The sequence below is a fragment of the Streptomyces sp. ALI-76-A genome (assembly GCF_030287445.1).
Classification (GTDB): domain Bacteria; phylum Actinomycetota; class Actinomycetes; order Streptomycetales; family Streptomycetaceae; genus Streptomyces.
Genome location: NZ_JASVWB010000002.1, coordinates 2,427,642 through 2,446,949, shown reverse-complemented (window position 1 = coordinate 2,446,949; position 19,308 = coordinate 2,427,642). Strand labels below are relative to the sequence as shown.

The 19,308-nt window shown below is 73.1% G+C and carries 19 protein-coding genes; 8 read left to right on the top strand and 11 right to left on the bottom strand.

Annotation, left to right across the window (positions count from 1 at the left end):
- The first annotated feature begins 208 nt into the window (after window positions 1-208).
- On the top strand, window positions 209-925 hold the full coding sequence (locus tag QQS16_RS11975; RefSeq protein ID WP_286061616.1) for a DsbA family oxidoreductase: 717 nt from the start codon (window positions 209-211) through the stop codon (window positions 923-925).
- Between the two features lie 170 nt (window positions 926-1,095).
- Window positions 1,096-2,145, top strand: coding sequence for an aminotransferase class V-fold PLP-dependent enzyme (locus QQS16_RS11970; protein WP_286061615.1), 1,050 nt, complete (start codon window positions 1,096-1,098; stop codon window positions 2,143-2,145).
- 194 nt (window positions 2,146-2,339) lie between these two features.
- Here the strand turns inward: QQS16_RS11970 and thpD are convergent, their stop codons facing one another.
- From thpD to QQS16_RS11945, 5 genes are all read right to left on the bottom strand, one after another.
- Window positions 2,340-3,269 (bottom strand): ectoine hydroxylase, encoded by a 930-nt coding sequence (thpD, locus tag QQS16_RS11965; RefSeq protein WP_286061614.1) that lies wholly within the window; start codon window positions 3,267-3,269, stop codon window positions 2,340-2,342.
- 7 nt (window positions 3,270-3,276) lie between these two features.
- Window positions 3,277-3,681, bottom strand: coding sequence for an ectoine synthase (locus QQS16_RS11960; RefSeq protein ID WP_286061613.1), 405 nt, complete (start codon window positions 3,679-3,681; stop codon window positions 3,277-3,279).
- 55 nt (window positions 3,682-3,736) lie between these two features.
- Complete coding sequence (ectB, locus tag QQS16_RS11955) at window positions 3,737-5,008, bottom strand: diaminobutyrate--2-oxoglutarate transaminase (protein ID WP_286061612.1); 1,272 nt, start codon at window positions 5,006-5,008, stop codon at window positions 3,737-3,739.
- A gap of 27 nt (window positions 5,009-5,035) precedes the next feature.
- Window positions 5,036-5,563: a diaminobutyrate acetyltransferase gene (ectA, locus tag QQS16_RS11950; RefSeq protein ID WP_286061611.1), complete on the bottom strand. Its 528-nt coding sequence runs from the start codon at window positions 5,561-5,563 to the stop codon at window positions 5,036-5,038.
- Between the two features lie 490 nt (window positions 5,564-6,053).
- Window positions 6,054-7,154, bottom strand: a complete 1,101-nt coding sequence (locus QQS16_RS11945; protein ID WP_286061610.1) for a pyridoxal-phosphate-dependent aminotransferase family protein — start codon at window positions 7,152-7,154, stop codon at window positions 6,054-6,056.
- A gap of 206 nt (window positions 7,155-7,360) precedes the next feature.
- On the opposite strand from QQS16_RS11945, the gene QQS16_RS11940 reads away from it, so the two are divergent.
- From QQS16_RS11940 to QQS16_RS43515, 6 genes are all read left to right on the top strand, one after another.
- A complete protein-coding gene (locus QQS16_RS11940) occupies window positions 7,361-8,212 on the top strand; it encodes a transporter substrate-binding domain-containing protein (RefSeq protein ID WP_286061609.1) in 852 nt (283 codons plus the stop codon).
- Window positions 8,213-8,216: 4 nt separating this feature from the next.
- Window positions 8,217-9,050 carry an amino acid ABC transporter permease gene (locus QQS16_RS11935; RefSeq protein ID WP_286061608.1) on the top strand — a complete coding sequence of 278 codons (834 nt, stop codon included), beginning with the start codon at window positions 8,217-8,219 and terminating at the stop codon, window positions 9,048-9,050.
- On the top strand, window positions 9,047-9,838 hold the full coding sequence (locus QQS16_RS11930) for an amino acid ABC transporter ATP-binding protein (RefSeq protein ID WP_286061607.1): 792 nt from the start codon (window positions 9,047-9,049) through the stop codon (window positions 9,836-9,838). Before QQS16_RS11935 ends, QQS16_RS11930 begins: the two co-directional genes overlap by 4 nt.
- A gap of 122 nt (window positions 9,839-9,960) precedes the next feature.
- Window positions 9,961-10,752: a PIG-L deacetylase family protein gene (locus QQS16_RS11925; RefSeq protein ID WP_286061606.1), complete on the top strand. Its 792-nt coding sequence runs from the start codon at window positions 9,961-9,963 to the stop codon at window positions 10,750-10,752.
- 24 nt (window positions 10,753-10,776) lie between these two features.
- Window positions 10,777-11,868, top strand: coding sequence for an amidohydrolase family protein (locus QQS16_RS11920; RefSeq protein ID WP_286061605.1), 1,092 nt, complete (start codon window positions 10,777-10,779; stop codon window positions 11,866-11,868).
- Window positions 11,869-12,628: 760 nt separating this feature from the next.
- Entirely contained in the window at window positions 12,629-12,901 is a 273-nt protein-coding gene (locus tag QQS16_RS43515) for a MiiA motif-containing surface protein (protein WP_353479668.1), read from the top strand.
- Here QQS16_RS43515 and cobC read toward each other — a convergent pair.
- From cobC to cobM, 6 genes are read right to left on the bottom strand one after another with little or no spacing between them, the layout of a single operon-like run.
- A complete protein-coding gene (gene cobC, locus QQS16_RS11910; RefSeq protein ID WP_286061604.1) occupies window positions 12,849-13,940 on the bottom strand; it encodes an Rv2231c family histidinol phosphate aminotransferase CobC in 1,092 nt (363 codons plus the stop codon). The genes QQS16_RS43515 and cobC overlap by 53 nt on opposite strands.
- Window positions 13,930-14,856, bottom strand: coding sequence for a sirohydrochlorin chelatase (locus tag QQS16_RS11905; RefSeq protein WP_286061603.1), 927 nt, complete (start codon window positions 14,854-14,856; stop codon window positions 13,930-13,932). The genes cobC and QQS16_RS11905 overlap by 11 nt, the downstream gene beginning before the upstream one ends.
- The gene (locus QQS16_RS11900; protein ID WP_286061602.1) at window positions 14,853-15,470 is read right to left on the bottom strand and encodes a precorrin-8X methylmutase; all 618 of its coding nucleotides are present in this window, start codon (window positions 15,468-15,470) and stop codon (window positions 14,853-14,855) included. The genes QQS16_RS11905 and QQS16_RS11900 overlap by 4 nt, the downstream gene beginning before the upstream one ends.
- A complete protein-coding gene (cobJ, locus tag QQS16_RS11895; RefSeq protein ID WP_286061601.1) occupies window positions 15,467-17,155 on the bottom strand; it encodes a precorrin-3B C(17)-methyltransferase in 1,689 nt (562 codons plus the stop codon). The genes QQS16_RS11900 and cobJ overlap by 4 nt, the downstream gene beginning before the upstream one ends.
- Complete coding sequence (gene cbiE / locus QQS16_RS11890) at window positions 17,152-18,387, bottom strand: precorrin-6y C5,15-methyltransferase (decarboxylating) subunit CbiE (protein ID WP_286061600.1); 1,236 nt, start codon at window positions 18,385-18,387, stop codon at window positions 17,152-17,154. Before cbiE ends, cobJ begins: the two co-directional genes overlap by 4 nt.
- On the bottom strand, window positions 18,384-19,202 hold the full coding sequence (gene cobM / locus QQS16_RS11885; RefSeq protein ID WP_286061599.1) for a precorrin-4 C(11)-methyltransferase: 819 nt from the start codon (window positions 19,200-19,202) through the stop codon (window positions 18,384-18,386). Before cobM ends, cbiE begins: the two co-directional genes overlap by 4 nt.
- Window positions 19,203-19,308 lie beyond the last annotated feature (106 nt).

Genomic DNA, 19,308 nt, shown 5'->3' with positions numbered 1-19,308 from the left:
TTCCGAGGACGGACACCCCCGACCCGTCCCCGCCCCCCACCCGACCGAACGCGCTACGCGCAGCACCCCCACCCACCCCCACAGGCCGCCGCAGGCATCACACCCCACACCCCCCGCGCCCCACACCCCCGGGAATGCCCCCCGCTGCTTGAACGTTCACCCACTCGACGGAGGAGCTCCGTCACCCGACCTGGAGAGAGCCGAGACCATGCGCGTCGAGATCTGGACGGACATCGCCTGCCCCTGGTGCTACGTGGGAAAGGCCCGCTTCGACAAGGCGCTGGAGGCCTTCCCGCACCGCGACCAGGTCGAGGTCGTCCACCGGTCGTTCGAGCTGGACCCGAACCGCGCCCCGGGCGACATCCAGCCCGTGCTCACCATGCTCACCAAGAAGTACGGCATGACCCAGGCCCAGGCCCAGGCCGGCGAGGAGAACCTGGGCGCCCAGGCCGCCGCCGAGGGCCTGGAGTACCGGACGCGGGGCCGCGACCACGGCAACACCTTCGACATGCACCGCCTGCTCCACTTCGCCAAGGAGCAGGGTAAGCAGGACGCGCTCATCCAGCTCCTGTACCGGGCCAACTTCGCCGAGGAGCGGTCCGTCTTCGCCGAGGGCCACGAGCGGCTGGTGGACCTGGCCGTCGCCGCCGGCCTGGACGCCGACGCCGCCCGCGCGGTGCTCGCCGACCCGGCCGCGTACGCCGACGAGGTCCGCGCCGACGAACGCGAGGCCGCCCAGCTCGGAGCGAGCGGCGTGCCCTTCTTCGTCCTGGACCGTGCCTACGGCGTCTCCGGCGCGCAGCCCGCGGAGGTCTTCGCCCAGGCCCTGGCCCAGGCGTGGGCCGAGCGGTCACCGCTGAAGCTGATCGACGAGGGCGCCGCCGAGGCGTGCGGCCCCGACGGCTGCGCGGTACCGCAGCCGTGACTCCCGCAGCCGTGACTCCCGCAGCCGTGACCCCCACAACCGTGACCCCCACAACCGTGACCCCCACAACCTGAACACCGCAGGTCAGCCCCGACCTATAAGCGTTCCTTAGGACCATCGCGTAAGAATTCGCAATGGACCGGGAGGTCCCCCGGGCTCACAGTGGTTCCATGGACACCTTCGAGAGCCTCGTCCGCACCGAGTTCGCCCCGAAGAACACCTACCTCAACACCGCGAGCACCGGGCTCCTGCCCGCCCGCACCGTGGCCGCCATGCACACCGCCGTCGAGGCGGCCGCGGCCGGGCAGCCGACCGACATGTTCGCCGACGTCGAGGCGGCCCGCGCGGCCTTCGCCCGGCTGACCGGGGTCCCCGCCCGCCGGGTCGCGGCCGGGGCCTCGGTCGCCGTCTACAGCGGACTGGTCGCCGCCTCGCTGCCCGAGGGCGCCGAAGTCCTCACCGCCGAGGCCGACTTCAGCTCGCTCGTGAACCCCTTCCACATCCGCCGCGACCTCAAGGTCCGCAGCGTGCCGCTGGAACACGTCGCCGAGTCGGTGCGGCCCGGCACGGCACTGGTCGCGGTCAGCGCCACCCAGTCGGCGGACGGCAGGATCGCCGACCTGGCCGCGATCCGGGCGGCGGCCCGCGAACACGGGGCGCGCACCTACGTCGACGCGTCCCAGGCCGCCGGCTGGCTGGACTTCGACGCGGACGCGTACGACTACGTGTCCTCCGTCGCCTTCAAGTGGCTGCTGTGCCCGCGCGGGGTGACGTTCCTGGTCGTCCCGGAGGACCTCGGCGGACTCCCGTCGCTGTTCGCCGGCTGGGTGGCGGGCGAGCGTCCCTGGGACGCCTGCTACGGCCCCATCGACGAACTCGCCCACTCCGCCAGCCGGTTCGACGAGAGCCCCGCCCTCTTCTCCTACGCCGGCGCCCGCCGTTCCCTCGCGCTGGTGGAGGAACTGGGCGTGGACGCGATCCGCGCCCACGACCTGGCCCTGGCCGACCGCTTCCGCGCGGGGCTGCACACCCTGGGCCACGAGCCCGTCCCGTCCCCCGGCTCCCCGATCGTCTCCGTTCCCGGACTCGGCCACCGGCAGGAGGAGTTGAGCGGCGCGGGCGTCGAGGTCTCGAACCGTGCGGGCAACCTGCGCGCGGCCTTCCACCTGTACAACACGTCCACCGACGTCGACCGGCTGCTGGACGTCCTGGCTCCCTGAACGGCCGGCGCGGGGGATGGCCGTGCGGAGGACGCCCGCGCCGACGCCCCGCCCCCGCACACCATTCCCGCGCGAGGACGCCGCACGGAACGTACGGGAACGGGCGGCGTCACTGGCGTGGCTGTGAGTCCAGCGACACCGGTGCCACCGCCCGCCCGACACCGGGGCCCGGTGTCCGCGTCCGGTTCCGTGCCCTACGGCACCGGAGTGAAGTCGCGCGCCCCGATGAACTCGGGCCGCCGGACCGGAGCCGCGAACGGCTCGACGGCCTTGTTCTCCACGCTGTTGAACACGATGAACACGTTGCTGCGCGGGAACGGCGTGATGTTGTCGCCCGAGCCGTGCATGCAGTTGCAGTCGAACCAGGTCGCCGAACCGGCCTTGCCCGTGAAGAGCTTGATGCCGTACTCGGAGGCCATCCGGGTCAGTGCCTCGTCCGAGGGCGTGCCCGCGTCCTGCATCTGGAGGGACTTCTTGTAGTTGTCCTTCGGCGTGGCTCCCGCACAGCCGAGGAACGTCCGGTGCGACCCCGGCATGATCATGAGGCCGCCGTTGGTGTCGTAGTTCTCGGTGAGCGCGATCGACACGGACACGGTCCGCATGTTCGGCAGACCGTCCTCGGCGTGCCAGGTCTCGAAGTCGGAGTGCCAGTAGAACCCGCCGGCCCCGAAGCCCGGCTTGACGTTGATCCGCGACTGGTGGACGTACACGTCGGAGCCGAGGATCTGGCGGGCCCGGCCGACGACCCGCTCGTCGCGCACGAGACGCGCGAACACCTCGCTGATCCTGTGCACTTCGAAGACGGAGCGGATCTCCTGGGACTTCGGCTCGACGATGGAGCGTTCGTCGGCCCGGATCGCCGGGTCCGTGACCAGCCGCTCCAGTTCCCGGTGGTAGACGGTCACCTCGTCGGGCCCGATGAGCTGGTCGACGGTGAGGAAACCGTCGCGCTCGAAGGCCTGCAACTCGGTGTCGGACACCGGGCCGGCGGTGCCGGGCGGGGACCAGACGACCGGGTCCTGGCGCGGCAGCGACACCTCGGTGGCGCCGCGGCTGGGATAGAGATCCGTGACGGTGGTGCCGGGCGTGGCAGCGGTTGCGGTGGCGGGCGTGGTGGTGGTCATGGTGAGATCACACCTCCTCGGGTTCGGTGAGCAGCGGGTAGACGCCGTTCTCGTCGTGGTCCTCCCGTCCGGTCACGGGCGGGTTGAAGACACAGATGCAGCGGAAGTCCTCCTTGATCCGCATCGTGTGCCGCTCGTGACCGTCGAGCAGGTACATGGTGCCGGGCGTGATCGTGTACTTCTGCCCGGTCTCGTCGTCGGTGAGCTCGGCCTCGCCCTCGACGCACACGACGGCCTCGATGTGGTTGGCGTACCACATCGACGTCTCCGTGCCCGCGTACAGGATCGTCTCGTGCAGCGAGAAGCCGACCCGCTCCTTGGCGAGGACGATGCGTTTGCTCTCCCACGTGCCGGACGCGGCCTTCACGTGCCGGTCGGTGCCTTCGAGGTCCTTGAACGAACGGACGATCACGGTGCTGCGATGCCTCCTAGGTGGATGTGCCGGTGCGGTCGGGCGTCTGCCGGCGTCAGACGGTCTCGCGGACGGCCCGGGCGAGGATGCTCAGCCCGGCGTCCAGTTCCTCCGGCGTGATGGTGAGCGCCGGAAGCAGTTTCACGACCTCGCTCTCCGGGCCCGAGGTCTCGATGAGCAGGCCGAGTTCGAAGGCGCGCTTGGCGATGCGTCCCGCGCGCTCCTTGTCGTGGAACTCCATGCCCCACACCAGGCCGCGGCCCCGGTACTCCTTCACGTCGGCGAGGTTCTCCTCGGTGATGGAGATGAAGGCCTGCTCGACCTGCTCGCCCTTGGTGCGGGTCTGCTTCTCCATCGCGGACCCGTCCGCCCAGTACGCCTCCAGGGTGGCGGTGGCCGTGACGAAGGCGGGGTTGTTGCCGCGGAAGGTGCCGTTGTGCTCGCCCGGCTCCCAGATGTCCAGTTCGGGCTTGAACAGGCACAGCGACATGGGCAGGCCGTAGCCGCTGATGGACTTGGAGACGGTGACGATGTCGGGGGTGATCCCGGCCTCCTCGAAGGAGAAGAAGGCACCGGTGCGCCCGCAGCCCATCTGGATGTCGTCGACGATGAGCAGCATGTCCTGCCGCTCGCACAGGTCGGCGAGCGCGCGCAGCCACTCCGGGCGCGCGACGTTGATGCCGCCCTCGCCCTGCACGGTCTCCACGATCACCGCGGCGGGCTTGTTGAGCCCGGAGCCCTGGTCCTCCAGCAGCCGCTCGAACCACAGGAAGTCCGGGATCTTGCCCTCGAAGTAGTTGTCGAACGGCATCGGCGTCCCGTGGACGAGCGGGATGCCCGCGCCGGCCCGCTTGAAGGCGTTGCCGGTCACGGCGAGCGAGCCCAGGGACATGCCGTGGAAGGCGTTGGTGAACGACACGATCGCCTCGCGCCCCTTCACCTTCCGCGCCAGCTTCAGCGCGGACTCCACGGCGTTGGTGCCCGTCGGACCCGGGAACATGACCTTGTACGGCAGGTCACGCGGGCGGAGCACCAGGTTCTGGAAGGACTCCAGGAAGGCCCGCTTGGCGGTGGTCGACATGTCGAGCCCGTGCGTGACGCCGTCCCGCTCCAGGTAGTCGATGAGGGCCCGTTTGAGGACGGGGTTGTTGTGGCCGTAGTTCAGTGACCCGGCGCCGGCGAAGAAGTCGAGGTACTCGTGGCCGTCCTCGTCGTACATGCGGCTGCCGCGCGCACGGTCGAAGACGGCGGGCCAGCCGCGGCAGTAGCTGCGCACCTCGGACTCGACGGTCTCGAAGACGCTGAGGTCGGGCTGGGTGATGGTCACGACGAATGGCTCCTCGTTGCGTGGGGGTCAGGCGGAGGGAGTGAGGGACAGGGGGCCGATGCGGTACAGCACCTCGGGATCGTGCGGGCCGTCGGGGAACAGGCCCGCGTCGAACAGCACCTCGCGCTCCAGCCGGGCGCCGTGGCGCTCGGCGAACGACGTGAACAGGCGCTCGGAGGCGGTGTTGCCCGGCGTGATGGTGGTCTCGACGACGGTCGGCCCGCGCTCGGCGGCGGTCCGCGCGACCAGTCCGTCCAGCAGGGCGGCCGCGAGCCCGCGCCCGCGGTGGGACTCGTCCACGGCCACCTGCCACACGAGCAGGGTGTCCGGACGGTCCGGGCGGACGTACCCGGTGACGAAGCCGACCGGCTCGCCGTGCTCGTCGCGGGCGACGGCCGATGTGGCGGCGAAGTCACGGCACCACAGCAGATAGCTGTAGGACGAGTTCAGGTCGAGGACCTTCGAGTCCCGGGCCATCCGCCACAGCGCGGCGCCGTCCGCCACCGACGGACGGTCGATGTGCAGTTTGTGCAGGTCTGTATGTGCGGCGGTCATGCAAATCGAATTTACCCAGCGAAATAGAAAAATGCATCGCCGGTCGGGGTTACGTGCGCGGCTCGTCTGTGTTATTACGCAGGCGCGTAAGGACGCACTAGACCTGACCCGTATTGACCGATTCGTCCTGGAAATTAGGGGCAATTAGGGCAGGTTGTGTAACGCGTCACAACCGTGTAACCACCACGAGATCTACCCGAATTACCCCGGTTGTTGTTCGCGGAATCTTTGCGTTTAGGGCGGGGGGGAGCGGGCAGAAGATCACGGGAATCTCACTTCGAATGAGTTCCGTAATTGGCTCGGAATTAACCTGGAATTACGCGCCGGTCACTCCGTCGACCCGTTCTCGCAAGAGGTCCGCGTGCCTGCGCGTCGTCCAGCCGAGGGAGCGGTCGGACCGGCCGCGCTCGCCCGCGCCGAGGACCCCGGACCCCGGCGGACCCTGGACCCGCCCCCGTGACCCGCTCACCGTCACCCCCCTGTGACCCGCTCACCGCCACACGCCCTCCGCGGCCCGCAGCGCGCCCTCCACATCCACTCGCCGCCCGGCCGAGGCCAGCGCGGCGCCCAGCGCGGAAAGGCTCGCCCGCACCGCCGTCCGCGTCGCGTCCGCCCCGTAGTGGTTGACCCGGATCATCTCCTTGGCCAGCGCGCCCCCGCCCGCGGCCAGCGGTACCCCCGGGTCGGCCCGCAGGGCGCGGCCCACCAGGTCCGAGGCGAGGACGCCCGACGGTGCCCGCAGCGTCGTGGCGACCGGCGCCGCCTCGGCGTCCTCGTACACGTACGGCTCCAGACCACCGCCCAGGGCCCGCGCCCCCGCCCGGGTCGCCCCGGCGGCGCGCCGGTGCCGGGCCATCACGGCGTCCGGGCCGTCCGCCTCGATCCGTTCGACGCAGGCCTCCAGCGCCAGCATCTCCAGCTGGGCCGGCGCGTGCGGGAGCGTGGTGCGGCCGCCGTCCAGCCACCGCTGCTTCCAGTCCAGCAGTGAGAGGTACGACCGGCGCGGTGCCCCCGGATTCGCCGCCATCCGCGCCCACGCCCGCTCGCTCACCGACACCGCGGACACCCCGGCCGGCCCGCCCATCGCCTTCTGCGCCCCGATCACGCACAGGTCCACCCCCCACGCGTCCGGCAGCACCGGCTCGGCACCGATCGACGCCACCGCGTCCAGGTAGAAGAGGGCCCCGTGCGCCCGCACCACCTCGCCGATCTCCGCGACCGGGTTGGTGTTCCCGGTCGCCGCCTCCGCGTGCACCAGGGACACGAAGTCGATCGCCGGGTGCTCGGCGAAGGCCTCCCGGACCTGCCCGGCGGTGACCGCGGTGTGGAAGGGCACCGCCAGGTCGATCACCGTGGCGCCGCAGTCCCGCAGCCAGTCCCCGAAGGTCTGCCCGTACGGGCCGGTGATCACGTTCAGTGCCGTCGTGCCCGGACCGGCGGTGGAGCGGATCGCGCCCTCCAGCGGCAGCAGTGCCTCGCCCTGCATGATCACGACGTCCTGCTCGGTGCCCAGGAGCCGCGCCACACGGTCCTCGATGGACGCGAAGCGCGCCGCGGTCAACGGGGCGAGATCCAGAAACGGGTGGGTCACGGCGGTGCTCTCTTCACTCGCGGGGTAGACGAGTCGAGGGTAACCGGCGCGTTCCCGTCCTCTTCGGGCCTTCGGCCGGTGATCCGGGATCCCCCCGGACCGATGACTCCTAGGCCGGACGGCCACGTGACCATGGGTTTGGTTTGAGACACTCAAACCCATCCTTATAATCAGAACCTCTTCGTTCTCCCACAGGAAGGCCCGCCGTGAACACGCTCCTCGGGCGCCGGACCCGCGTCCTGGCCGCCATCACCGCGACGGCCGGGCTGATGCTCGTCTCCGCCTGCACCTCCACCGACGACGGCGGCAGCGGATCGAAGACCGCCGCCGGCGGCGTCGAACTGGTCAAGGCCGGGCAGCTCACCACCTGCACGCACCTGCCGTACCCGCCCTTCCAGTCGGAGATCGACGGCAAGGTGCAGGGCTTCGACGTCGCCCTGATCGACCTAGTCGCCAAGGACCTGGACGTGAAGCAGGAGATCCTCGACACGCCCTTCGAGAACTTCAAGACCGGCGCCTTCCTCAACGCCGGCGAGTGCGACCTGGCCGCGGCCGGCATGACCATCACCGAGGAGCGCAAGAAGAACGTCGACTTCTCGGACCCGTACTTCGACGCCACCCAGGCCGTCCTGGTCGACAAGGACAGCGGGCTCGGCTCCCTCGCCGACGTGAAGTCCAAGGGTGCCGAGCTCGGGGCCCAGGCCCAGACCACCGGTGAGGACTACGCGAAGAAGGAGGGCTTCGACCCGGTCTCCTTCGAGTCCTCCGACGCCGTCCTCAACGGACTGCGCTCCGGTCAGGTCAAGGCCGTCGTCATCGACTACCCGGTGGTCCAGGGCTGGCTGAAGAACAAGGCCAACGCGGACGCCTTCGAGGTCGTCGACAACCTCAGCACCGGGGAGCAGTACGGCTTCACGGTGAAGAAGGGCAACACCGAGCTGCTCGCCGCCGTCAACAAGGCCATCGCGGACGCCAGGGCCGACGGCACGTACAAGGAGCTGTACGAGAAGTGGATCGGCCCGTACGACGAGTCCGCCGCCTCGCCGTCCGCCTCCTGACCCCATGACCGACACGGACGTACCCCTCCAGCCCCGCAAGAAGGGCCTGAGCCGGCGCCAGAAGCGCCGGCTCTCGCAGGGCATCCAGTACGCCGTCTTCGTCGCCGCCGTGATCGCGTTCGCGGTCTCGGCGGACTGGGGACGGCTGAAGAACCAGTTCGCGCAGGCGGACATCGCCGAGCAGATGTTCCCCGACGTCATCACGCTGGCGCTGAAGAACACCGTGCTCTACACGCTGTCCGGCTTCGCCGTCGGGCTCGTGCTCGGCATGCTGATCGCGTTGATGCGGCTGTCCTCGGTCGGCCCGTACCGCTGGTTCGCCGGCGTGTACATCGAGATCTTCCGCGGCCTGCCCGCCCTGCTGATCTTCATCTTCATCGGCGTCGCCGTCCCGCTCGCCTTCCCCGGCACGGAGATCATCGGCGGCACCTACGGCAAGGTGGCCCTCGCGCTCGGCCTGGTCGCCGCCGCCTACATGGCGGAGACGATCCGCGCGGGCATCCAGGCCGTGCCCAAGGGGCAGATGGAGGCGGCCCGTTCGCTGGGCTTCTCGCCGGCCCGGGCGATGGTCTCGATCATCATCCCGCAGGCGTTCCGGATCATCCTCCCGCCGCTCACCAACGAGTTGGTGCTGCTGTTCAAGGACTCCTCGCTGGTGCTGTTCCTCGGCGTCACCCTGGAGGAGCGCGAACTGTCCAAGTACGGCCGCGACCTGGCCAGTACGACCGCCAACTCCACGCCGATCCTGGTCGCGGGCCTGTGCTACCTGCTGGTCACGATCCCGCTCGGCTTCGTCGTGCGCCGCATGGAGGCGAAGGCCCAGGAGGCCGTGAAATGAGCCGACCGGAGATCCACGTCCAGGACCTGCACAAGTCCTTCGGCGACAACGAGGTCCTGCGCGGCATCGACCTGGAGATCGGCCAGGGCGAGGTCGTCTGTGTGATCGGCCCGTCCGGCTCCGGCAAGTCGACGCTGCTGCGGTGCGTGAACCTCCTGGAGGAACCCACCAAGGGCCGGGTCTTCGTCGGCGGCACCGAACTCACCGACCCGGACGTCGACATCGACGCCGCACGCCGCCGGATCGGCATGGTCTTCCAGCAGTTCAACCTCTTCCCGCACCTGTCGGTGACCGAGAACCTCACCCTGCCGCAGCGGCGGGTGCTGCGGCGGGGCAAGGCCGAGGCCGCGAAGGTGGCCGCCGAGAACCTGGAGCGGGTGGGGCTCGCCGAGAAGGCGGACGCCTATCCCGCCTCCCTCTCCGGCGGCCAGCAGCAGCGCGTCGCCATCGCCCGGGCCCTCGCCATGGGCCCCGAGGTGATGCTGTTCGACGAGCCGACCTCGGCGCTCGACCCCGAGCTGGTCGGGGACGTCCTCGCGGTGATGCGCAGGCTCGCCCACGAGGGCATGACGATGATGGTCGTCACCCACGAGATGAGCTTCGCCCGTGAGGTCGCCGACCGGGTCGTCTTCATGGACGGCGGACTCGTCGTCGAGGACGGCGCCCCCGCGCAGGTCATCGGCGCCCCCCGGCACGAACGCACCCGCCACTTCCTCTCCCGCCTCCTCGACCCCGCGATGGCCGAGGTGGAGGAGGAGACGTCGGAGCAGGTGGGCGGCAAGGACTGAGGCGACGCGGCGGCGGGCCGGGAGGAAACCCGTGGACGGCGGCGCGGGCGGCACGGGGGCGGCGCCGAAGAGGACGGACGCGCCTCTGCCGGCCGGAGTCCTCCGACCGTCATCATGCGGACATGACGACTCACGACGACGCGGGCGGCTTCGGAGCCGGCGCCCCGCTGGCCCCGCTGCCCGAGGACTGGGAACGCTGCCTGGCCGTGGCGGCTCATCCGGACGACATCGAGTACGGCGCGGCGTCCGCCGTCGCCCGCTGGACGGCCCAGGGCAAGCGGGTCACGTACCTGCTGGTGACGCGCGGTGAGGCGGGCATCGACGGACTGCACCCCGACGAGGCCGGTCCGCTGCGTGAGGCCGAGGAGCGGGCCGGAGCCCGCGAAGTCGGCGTGGACACCGTGGAGTTCCTCGGTCACCGTGACGGGGCCGTCGAGTCAGGGCCCGCCCTGCGCCGCGACATCGTGCGGGCGATCCGCCGGCACCGGCCCGAGGTCCTGGTGTCGGGCGCGTTCACCGTGCGCATGGTCGGCGGTGTGGTCAACCAGGCCGACCACCGCGTGGTGGGGCTCGCCGCGCTCGACGCGGCCCGGGACGCGGGCAACCGGTGGATCTTCCCGGAACTCGCCGACGAGGGCCTCGAACCCTGGGGCGGGGTCCGCTTCGTGTGCTTCGGCGGCGCCGAACGGCCCACCCACGGCGTCGACGTCACGGGCGAACCGCTGGAGCGGGGCATCGCCTCCCTGGCCGCCCACGCCGAGTACACCAAGGGCCTCGGGAGCCAGGCCTTCGCCCCGCGCCCGTTCCTGACCTGGGCGGCCCGGCAGGGCGGACCCGCGCTCGGCGTCGAGGCCGCGGTGCTGTTCGACGTCTTCCCGCTCGCCTTCGAAGGGCCACCGCCCTGGGAGGGGTGACGTCGGCTGGCTAGGGTGCGGTGCATGAGCGATCACACGGTGCTGCATGTGAAGGGCCGGGTCCTGGCCGGCCCCGACGACATCCGCGACGAGCTGTGGGTCGTCGGCGGCCGGATCTCCTACGACCGTCCCGGCGGCGCCCGTGACGTGCGGACCGTGCGGGGCTGGGCACTGCCCGGCCTCGTCGACGCCCACTGCCATGTGGGCCTCGGACCGCACGGCCCGGTCGACCGGGACACCGCGGAGAAGCAGGCGCTGACCGACCGCGAGGCGGGCACCCTGCTGATCCGGGACGCCGGGTCGCCCTCCGACACCCGCTGGACCGACGACCGCGCGGACCTCCCCGAGATCATCCGCGCGGGCCGGCACATCGCCCGCACCCGCCGCTACATCCGCGGCTACGCCCACGAGATCGAGCCGGACGACCTGGTCGCGTACGTCGCCCAGGAGGCCCGGCGCGGCGACGGCTGGGTGAAGCTGGTCGGCGACTGGATCGACCGCGACCTCGGCGATCTGGCCCCCAGCTGGCCCCGGGACGCGGCCGAGGCGGCCATCGCCGAGGCGCACCGCCTCGGGGCCCGCGTCACCGCCCACTGCTTCGCCGAGAGCTCCCTGCGGGACCTCGTCGAGGCGGGCATCGACTGCGTCGAACACGCGACGGGACTGACCGAGGACCTGATCCCCCTGTTCGCCGAGCACCGGGTCGCGATCGTGCCGACCCTCGTCAACATCGCCACCTTCCCCCGGCTCGCCGACGGCGGCGAGTCCAGGTTCCCCCGCTGGTCGGCCCATATGCGCCGGCTGCACGAGCGCCGTTACGACACCGTCCGCGCCGCCTACGACGCCGGCATCCCGGTGTACGTCGGCACCGACGCCGGCGGCACCCTGCCGCACGGCCTGGTGGCCGCCGAGGTGGCGGAGCTGGTCACCGCCGGCATCCCCCCGGTGCGGGCGCTCGCGGCGACGTCCTGGGCGGCCCGGGCGTGGCTCGGCCGCCCGGGCCTGGACGAGGGCGCCCCCGCCGACCTGGTGGTGTACGACACGGACCCGCGGGCGGACGTACGGGTCCTCGGGGCGCCCCGGCGCATCGTGCTGAACGGGCGGGTCGTCGGCTGAGGCAGGCGCGGCCCCCGCCCCGCGGCCGTCACCGCCCCGGCCCACTGAGGGAAGCGTTTTCACCGCAGGAACCGCCTACGGCGCACAGTCCTGACGTGCGACAACCTGTTTTTACGGCACCGGAGGAATCCGCCCCCGTCGACACGGCCGACGTCCGCCTCGCCCTCCCGGCGCCCGGGTGGCTCCTGCACTCCACCGCGGCCGACGGGATCGTACGGCTCGTCAACCACGGCAGCGACCGGCTCCCGCCGCCGCCCGCGCCCGCCGAGGACAGCCCGCACTACGCCCGGTTCGCCTACTCCAGCGCGACGGCCCCCGAGACACCGCGCACCCCGCACGCCGGTCCCGGCCCCGACAACCACCTCGCCCTGCTCGCCCCCGACGGCACCCCGTCCCCGCGCGGACGCATCCGCCCGCTGAGCACCTCGGGGCGCCGGGCCGCCTCCTGGCACCGGACGCGCGGGCGGCGCGTCGAGACGGTGAGCGTGGTGCAGGGCCCCTGGGAGGTGCGCGTGCACCGGCTCGGCCCGCCGTTCGGGACCGCGGTCCGCGAGGGCGGCTGGGCGGTGGCCGACGACGACGCCCCGCCCCTGACCCGGACCGGTCCCGGCTGGGCGCTGGCCCGCCGCGCGGACGGCCTGACCAGCGCGGTCGTCGCCCTGCACGGCTGGGACGACGCCGAGGGCACGGTCGTGCGGGCCCGCGACGCCAACGCGGCGGCCACCACTCGGCCACGCCCTGCCTCGAACGGGGCGCCGACGTGCCGCTGCTGGTCACCCTCGTGGTGCTCAGCGCCGACCCGGCCGGGTGCGCCGACCCGCACCTCCTGCGCACGGCGGCGAGCGCGTCGGTCGACACCGACGGAACCGTCACGATCCGCTTCCCGGACGGCACCTCGGAGCGGGTGCCGCCGCTCAGCGACGCGCCGACGTCACCGCTCGGTCCAGAGCCGGACGGCACCTCGGAGCGGGTGCCGCCGCTCAGCGACGCGCCGACGTCACCGCTCGGTCCAGAGCCTGGAGGAAGGAGTTGACGACCGCCCCGTCCCGCACCGCCAGCCGCAGCCACTCCTCGCCCAGCCCCGGGAACGTGTCCCCGCGCCGGACCGCGAACCCGAGGTCACGCAGGTGCCGGCGGACGGCCGCGGCCCTCGGCAGCCGGACCAGGACGAAGGGCCCCTCGGCGGGCCCGGCCACCCGCAGCCCGTCGGCGGCGAACTCCTCCAGACCCGCGACGAGACGGGCCCGGTCGGCGGCGATGCGGTGGGCCGCCCGGGCGGCCTCGGCCAGCGCCCGCGGCGAGACGCACTCCTGTGCCGCCACGAGGGCGGGGGTGGACACCGGCCACAGGGGCTGGGCCCGTTCCAGGTCCGCGACCGTCTCCGGGCCGGCCAGCACGTAACCGACCCGCAGCCCGGCCAGCCCCCACGTCTTGGTCAGGCTGCGCAGGACCACCAGGCCGGGGACGTCCGTCCGCCCGGCCAGCGCCTCCCGCTCGCCGGGCACCGCGTCCATGAACGCCTCGTCCACCACCACCGTCCGCCCCGGACGGGCCAGCCGGGCGATCGTGGCCGCCGGATGCAGCACCGACGTGGGGTTGGTCGGGTTGCCGAGCACGACCAGGTCCGCGTCCTCGGGGACGGCCGCCGGATCCAGCCGGAAGCCGTCCTCCGCCCGCAGCAGCACCCGGTCCACCGTGTGACCGGCGTCCCGCAGGGCCGCCTCCGGCTCCGTGAACTGCGGGTGCACCACGACCGGCCGACGGACCTTCAGGGCGCGCGCGAGCAGCACGAACGCCTCGGCGGCCCCCGCCGTCAGCAGCACCCGTTCCGCCGGGAGCCCGTGCCGTTCGGCCACCGCGGCCCGCGCGGCCCGCCCGTCGGGATAGGCGGCCAGACCGGTCAGTGACGCGGCGATCCGCTCCCGCAGCCACGCGGGCGGCGTGTCCGCCCGCACGTTCACGGCGAGGTCGACCAGCGCCGAACCGTCGTCCCGCACCTCGGCGTCGCCGTGGTGCCGCAGGTCGTGCCCCTCCGCGCCGTGCCCTTCAGTGCCGTGTCCCTCAGTGCGCATGTGAGTGTGCGTGTCCTCCGTGGTGGTGACCGTGGTGGTGACCGTCGTCGTCCGGGTGGAAGTGCGGCTGCTGGGGCAGGCCGACCTTGTCCTCGAACCCGGGCAGCGCGATCCGGTAGACGCACGAGTCGCAGTTCATCCGCAGGTCGCCCTTGACGGCCTCCTCGTAGCGCTCCATCACCAGGTCCAGCAGCTCCGGCTCCGGACCGATGACGTCGGCCGACCGCACCTCGACGTCCGGGTGCGCCGCCGCCCAGCCCTCCGTCTGGTGCCGCACCCGGTCCGGCAGGATCCCGGTGAACAGGAAGTAGGGCAGGACCACGATCCGGCGGGCCCCGAGCCGCACACACCGGTCCAGGCCGCTCGGCACGTCCGGCGCGGCCAGCGACACGAACGCCGTCTCCACACCCGCGTACCCGCGTCCCTCCCACAGCAGCCGCGCCGCCTTGTGCACCTCGGCGTTCGCGTCCGGGTCGGTGGACCCGCGGCCGACCAGCAGCACGGTCACGTCGGCCCGGTCCGCGGGCGTGCGCGCGGTGCCGCCGAGCGCCTCGTCCAGCCGCCGCTCCAGCACGTTCAGCAGCGCGGGGTGCGGGCCCAGCGGACGGCCGTAGGTGTACGAGATCCCGGGGTGCCGTTCCTTCTCGCGGGACAGCGCGGCCGGGATGTCGCCCTTGGCGTGACCGGCGGACACCAGCATCAGCGGGACGGCGGCGAACCGGCGTACCCCCCGCTCCACCAGCTCGGTCACGGCGTCGCCCAGCGGCGGCGGGGACAGCTCGATGAAGCCGCCCGCGACCGGCAGGTCGGGGTGACGGTCGCCCAGCTGCCGTACGAAGTCGCGGAACGCCTCGGCGCCGGCATCGTCCCGGGTTCCATGGCCGGCGATGAGCAGGGCGGGCGGCGGGGTGGTCACTGTTTCTCCTCGGGAAGTGAAGCGGGGTGGTACAGCAGGGCGTTGAGCGCGGCGGCGGCGACCGCCGAACCGCCCTTCTCGGACACGTTGCTCACGGCGGGCAGCCCGCTCGCGCGCAGCGCGGCCTTGGACTCGGCCGCGCCGACGAAGCCGACGGGCAGGCCGATGACGAGCGCGGGGGAGGCGTCCAGGGTCAGCAGCTCCTCCAGGGCGGTCGGCGCGCAGCCGATCACCCACAGGGCGCCGGGCCCCACCTGTTCGTACGCCAGCCGGACCGCGTGCGCCGAACGGGTCAGGTCCGGACCGGACCGGGCGTCCCGCAGCCGGCACACGGTCTCGCGCCGGGTGATGCCGGCGGCGACCATCTCCACGTCCACGACGACGGGCGCCCCGGCGTGCAGCGCGGCGTGCGCCCGCACCAGCTCGCCCTCGTCCAGGACGAGGTCGTGCGCGTACTCCAGGTCGGCCGCGGAGTGGATGACCCGCTCCACGACCGCGCGGGTCAGCGGCGGGAAGTGCGAGGTGTCCAGGCGGGCGCGCAGCCGCCGGAAGGACTCCTGCTCGATCGGGTGCACGACCCGGGGCGCCTCGTTCACCCGGTTCCCCTGGTTCACCGTGCCTCCTCCTGCCAGCGGTAGCCGCGCGGGGTCACCATGCGCCCCGCGATCTCGCGGGTCGCCGTGTTGCCGACGGTCACGACCGTCATCATGTCGACCGTCGCCGGGTCGAGGGCGGCCAGTGTCGTGAGGCGACTGGACTCGTCGGGCCGGGACGCGTTCCGTACGATCCCGACCGGGGTGGCGGGCTCCCGGTGCCCGGCGAGGATCGCGAGCGCCTTCGGCAGCTGCCAGTCCCGGCCCCGGCTGCGCGGGTTGTAGAACGTCACGACGATGTCCGCCTCGGCCGCCGCCCGCACCCGCCGCTCGATGACCTCCCACGGCGTGTGCAGGTCGGACAGGCTGATCGACACGTGGTCGTGGCCCAGCGGCGCGCCGAGGATCGCGGCGGCCGCGAGGGCGGCGGTGACCCCGGGCACACCGATCACGTCGATGTCGTCGGAGGCCTCGGCGAGCGCGGGGGAGGCCATGGCGTACACGCCGGCGTCCCCGCTGCCGATCAGCGCGACGGCCTGGCCCTTGCGGGCCTCCTCGACGGCCGTCCGGGCCCGCTCCTCCTCGGCGCCGAGCCCCGACTCCAGGATCCGGGTGCCCGGCCGCAGCAGGTCGCGGATCTGGTCGACGTACTGGTCGAGCCCGACGAGCACGGACGCGCGCCGCAGTTCCTCCTTCGCCCGCGGGGTGACCAGGTCCCGGGCGCCCGGCCCGAGCCCCACCACCGCGAGCCGCCCGCGCGCGGGACGCCGTACGACGGCACAGGTCGCCCTCGCGGGCCCGTCCGCCCGCAGCGACTTCCGCTTGGGGACGAGGAGTTCACCTCCGCGCAGCAGCGCGGCGGCCTCGGCGACGGACGGGGTGCCGACGGCGGCCAGCGGCGCGTCGGAGGGGTGAGGCACGTCGACCGCCGCCAGCTGCTCGGCGGAGTGGGTGACCAGCGGCACCCCGAGGTGCCGCGCGGCCCGCACGATCCCGGGTTCGTCCGCCTTGGCGTCGACGGTGGCGAGTTCGGCGACGGACGCGGGGGAGAGGCCGGCGTCGCGCAGCGCGCCGCCGATCAGCTCCAGCACCTCCTCGGCCGGGGCGCCCCGGGATGCGCCGACGCCGACGACGAGGGACGGCGGGCGGAGCACCACCTCGTGCGCGGCCGCCTCGACGAGCCGGTCCGTGACGCGGATCGCGTACGTCCCGGCGTCGGCCACCCGCAGCGGGGGCAGGGGCCAGGACACCTCCGCCCTCAGGGCCACCGGCTCACCGTCGAGCAGGGCCCGCGAGACCCCGGCGACATCCCCCTCCACCGGGAACCCGAGCGTGTCCAGCCCCGGCAGCCCGACCGCGTCGGTCGCCGTCGTCACCACGGGCTGCGCGCCGAGCACCTCCCCGACCGCGGCGGCGAGGTCGTTGGCGCCCCCGCCGTGCCCGCCCACCAGGGACACGGCGAACCGCCCGCCCTCGTCGACGCACACCACACCCGGGTCCGACGCCTTGTCACCGAGCAGCGGGGCGACCAGTCGTACGACCGCGCCGGTGGCGAGGAAACACACGAGCTGCTCGCACTGCGCGAACGCGGCTCGTACGGCGTCCCCCACGGGACCCTCGTACACGCGCACCCGGTCCGGCCACGCGGCGGCCAGCCGGTCCCGCGCGGCCGCGCCCGCCGAGGTGGCGGAAATCAGGCCGATCACTGGGCAACTCCTTCACGATGTGCCGGGGGCCGCATGCCCCACAGCAGGAAAACGGGGTTGGTCGCCGCGAGCCGGGTCACGTCTCCCGGCAGCGGCGCGAGCCGGGAGGACTGGAGCAGGACGCCGTCGCAGTCGAACCCGGCGCCGGTGAGGGCGGCGCGCGCGGCGGGCACCCGGTCGAGCGCGGCCATCGCGACCACGACGGTCCGCCGGGCCCGGCGCGCGCACGCCGTGACGACGGCGGGCAGTTCGCGCCCCCCGCCGCCGACGAACACCGCGTCGGGATCGTCGTCCAGGCCGGACAGCACGTCCGGTGCCGTCCCGTGCACCACGCGGACGTCCACCCCGTGCGCGGCGGCGTTGGCGCGGATCCGGCCGACTCCGTCAGGGGTCTTCTCGACCGCCGTCACGGCCGCGCCGAGCCGCGCGCACTCCACGGCCACCGAACCCGAGCCCGCGCCCACGTCCCAGACCAGGTCGCCCAGGCGCGGCCCGAGCCGGGCCAGCGCCAGCGCCCGGACCTCGAACTTGGTGATCATCGAGTCGCGGTGGGCGAAGTCCCCCTCGTCCAGCGCCCATCCGGCGGGCCCGGGCGGCGCCCCGGCCACCGTCCGCACTCCACCGAGCGCCCGCGCCTCGTCCAGGCACAGCACCACGCTCACCGCGGGCCCCCAGTCCCGGGCCGCGGCCTCGGCCGGAGTCACCCGCTCCACGCGCTCGTCCGCCGAGCCCAGCGCGGTGGCGACCACCAGGACCCGCGCGTCCGAGGCGAGCGCGGCGCCCAGTTCGGCCGGTCCGGACCCCGGCCCGGTCAGCACGGCGACCTTCGGCCGGGCCCGGCACACGTTGACCGCCGTCCGCAGCTCACGCCCGTGCGCGCTCACCACCACCGCGTCGTCCCACGGCAGCCCGGCCCGCGCGAAGGCGGCGGCGACGGAGGAGACACCGGCCCGGACGTCGAGCCGCCCGGCACCGAACCGCTCGGCCAGCGCCCGCACGATCCCGAAGAACCCGGGGTCGCCCGAGGCGAGCACGACGACCCGGCGGCCCGTGCCGACGTACTGCGCCATGGCGTCCAGCGCGGGAGCCAGCGGCCCGAGCACGATCCGCTCGGCCGTCTCCGGCAGCCGTACGGCGTCCAGGTGCCGGCGTCCGCCCACGACCAGCTCCGCCCCGGCGAGGACGTCCGGGGACGGCGATGCCCCCGTCCCGGCGCCGACCACCGTGATCACGTGCTCGCGCCCCGGGAGCGCAGCGCCCTTCTGGCCTCCGGGTCGGCCTTGCGGTACCCGTGGAAGTGGCCGGGGTGGTAGAGGTGCGAGCGCGTGCCCTCGGCGTCGAGCGCCGGACCGACCAGGAACAGGGTGTGCTTCCAGAGCTTGTGCTCCTTGACGGTCTCCTCCAGCGTGCCGATCGTGCACTTCACGACCAGCTCCTCCGGCCAGGTCGCCTGGTAGGCGACGACGACCGGCGTGTCCGTCGGATAGCCGCCCTCCAGCAGCTCCCGCACGAGCTGTCCGCTGCGGGCCGCCGACAGGAAGATCGCCATGGTGGTGCCGTGCCGGGCGAACTCCCGCACCTCCTCCCCGGGCGGCATCGGCGTCTTGCCGCCGCCGAGCCGGGTCAGCACGACCGACTGCGCGACCTCCGGGATGGTCAGCTCCCGCTGGGCCAGCGCGGCCACGGCGGAGAAGGCGGAGACCCCCGGCACCACCTCGGTGGCGATGCCGATCCGGGCGCACCGGTCGAGCTGCTCCTGGGTGCCGCCCCACAGCGCGGGGTCGCCGGAGTGGATCCGGGCCACCCGCAGGCCCGCGGCCCGGGCCCGCTCGTACACGGCCACCACGTCCTCCAGCGACATCGTCGCCGAGTCGAGGATCTCCGCGTCCTCGCGCGCGTGCTCCAGGACCTCCGCCTGGACCAGGCTGGCCGCCCAGATCACGACGTCCGCCTCGGCGATGGCGCGCGCGGCACGGAACGTCAGCAGGTCGGCGGCACCGGGGCCGGCACCGACGAAGGTCACCTTGCCGGTGGGGGCATCGGCCATGGGAAACGGTCCTCTCTTCACGGTCTGTTCAAGGTCTTGCGCGGACGGCCGGCGCTTGGCCGTCGGATGTGCGGGAAGGGGCGGTGATCGGACAGCAAGGGCACAC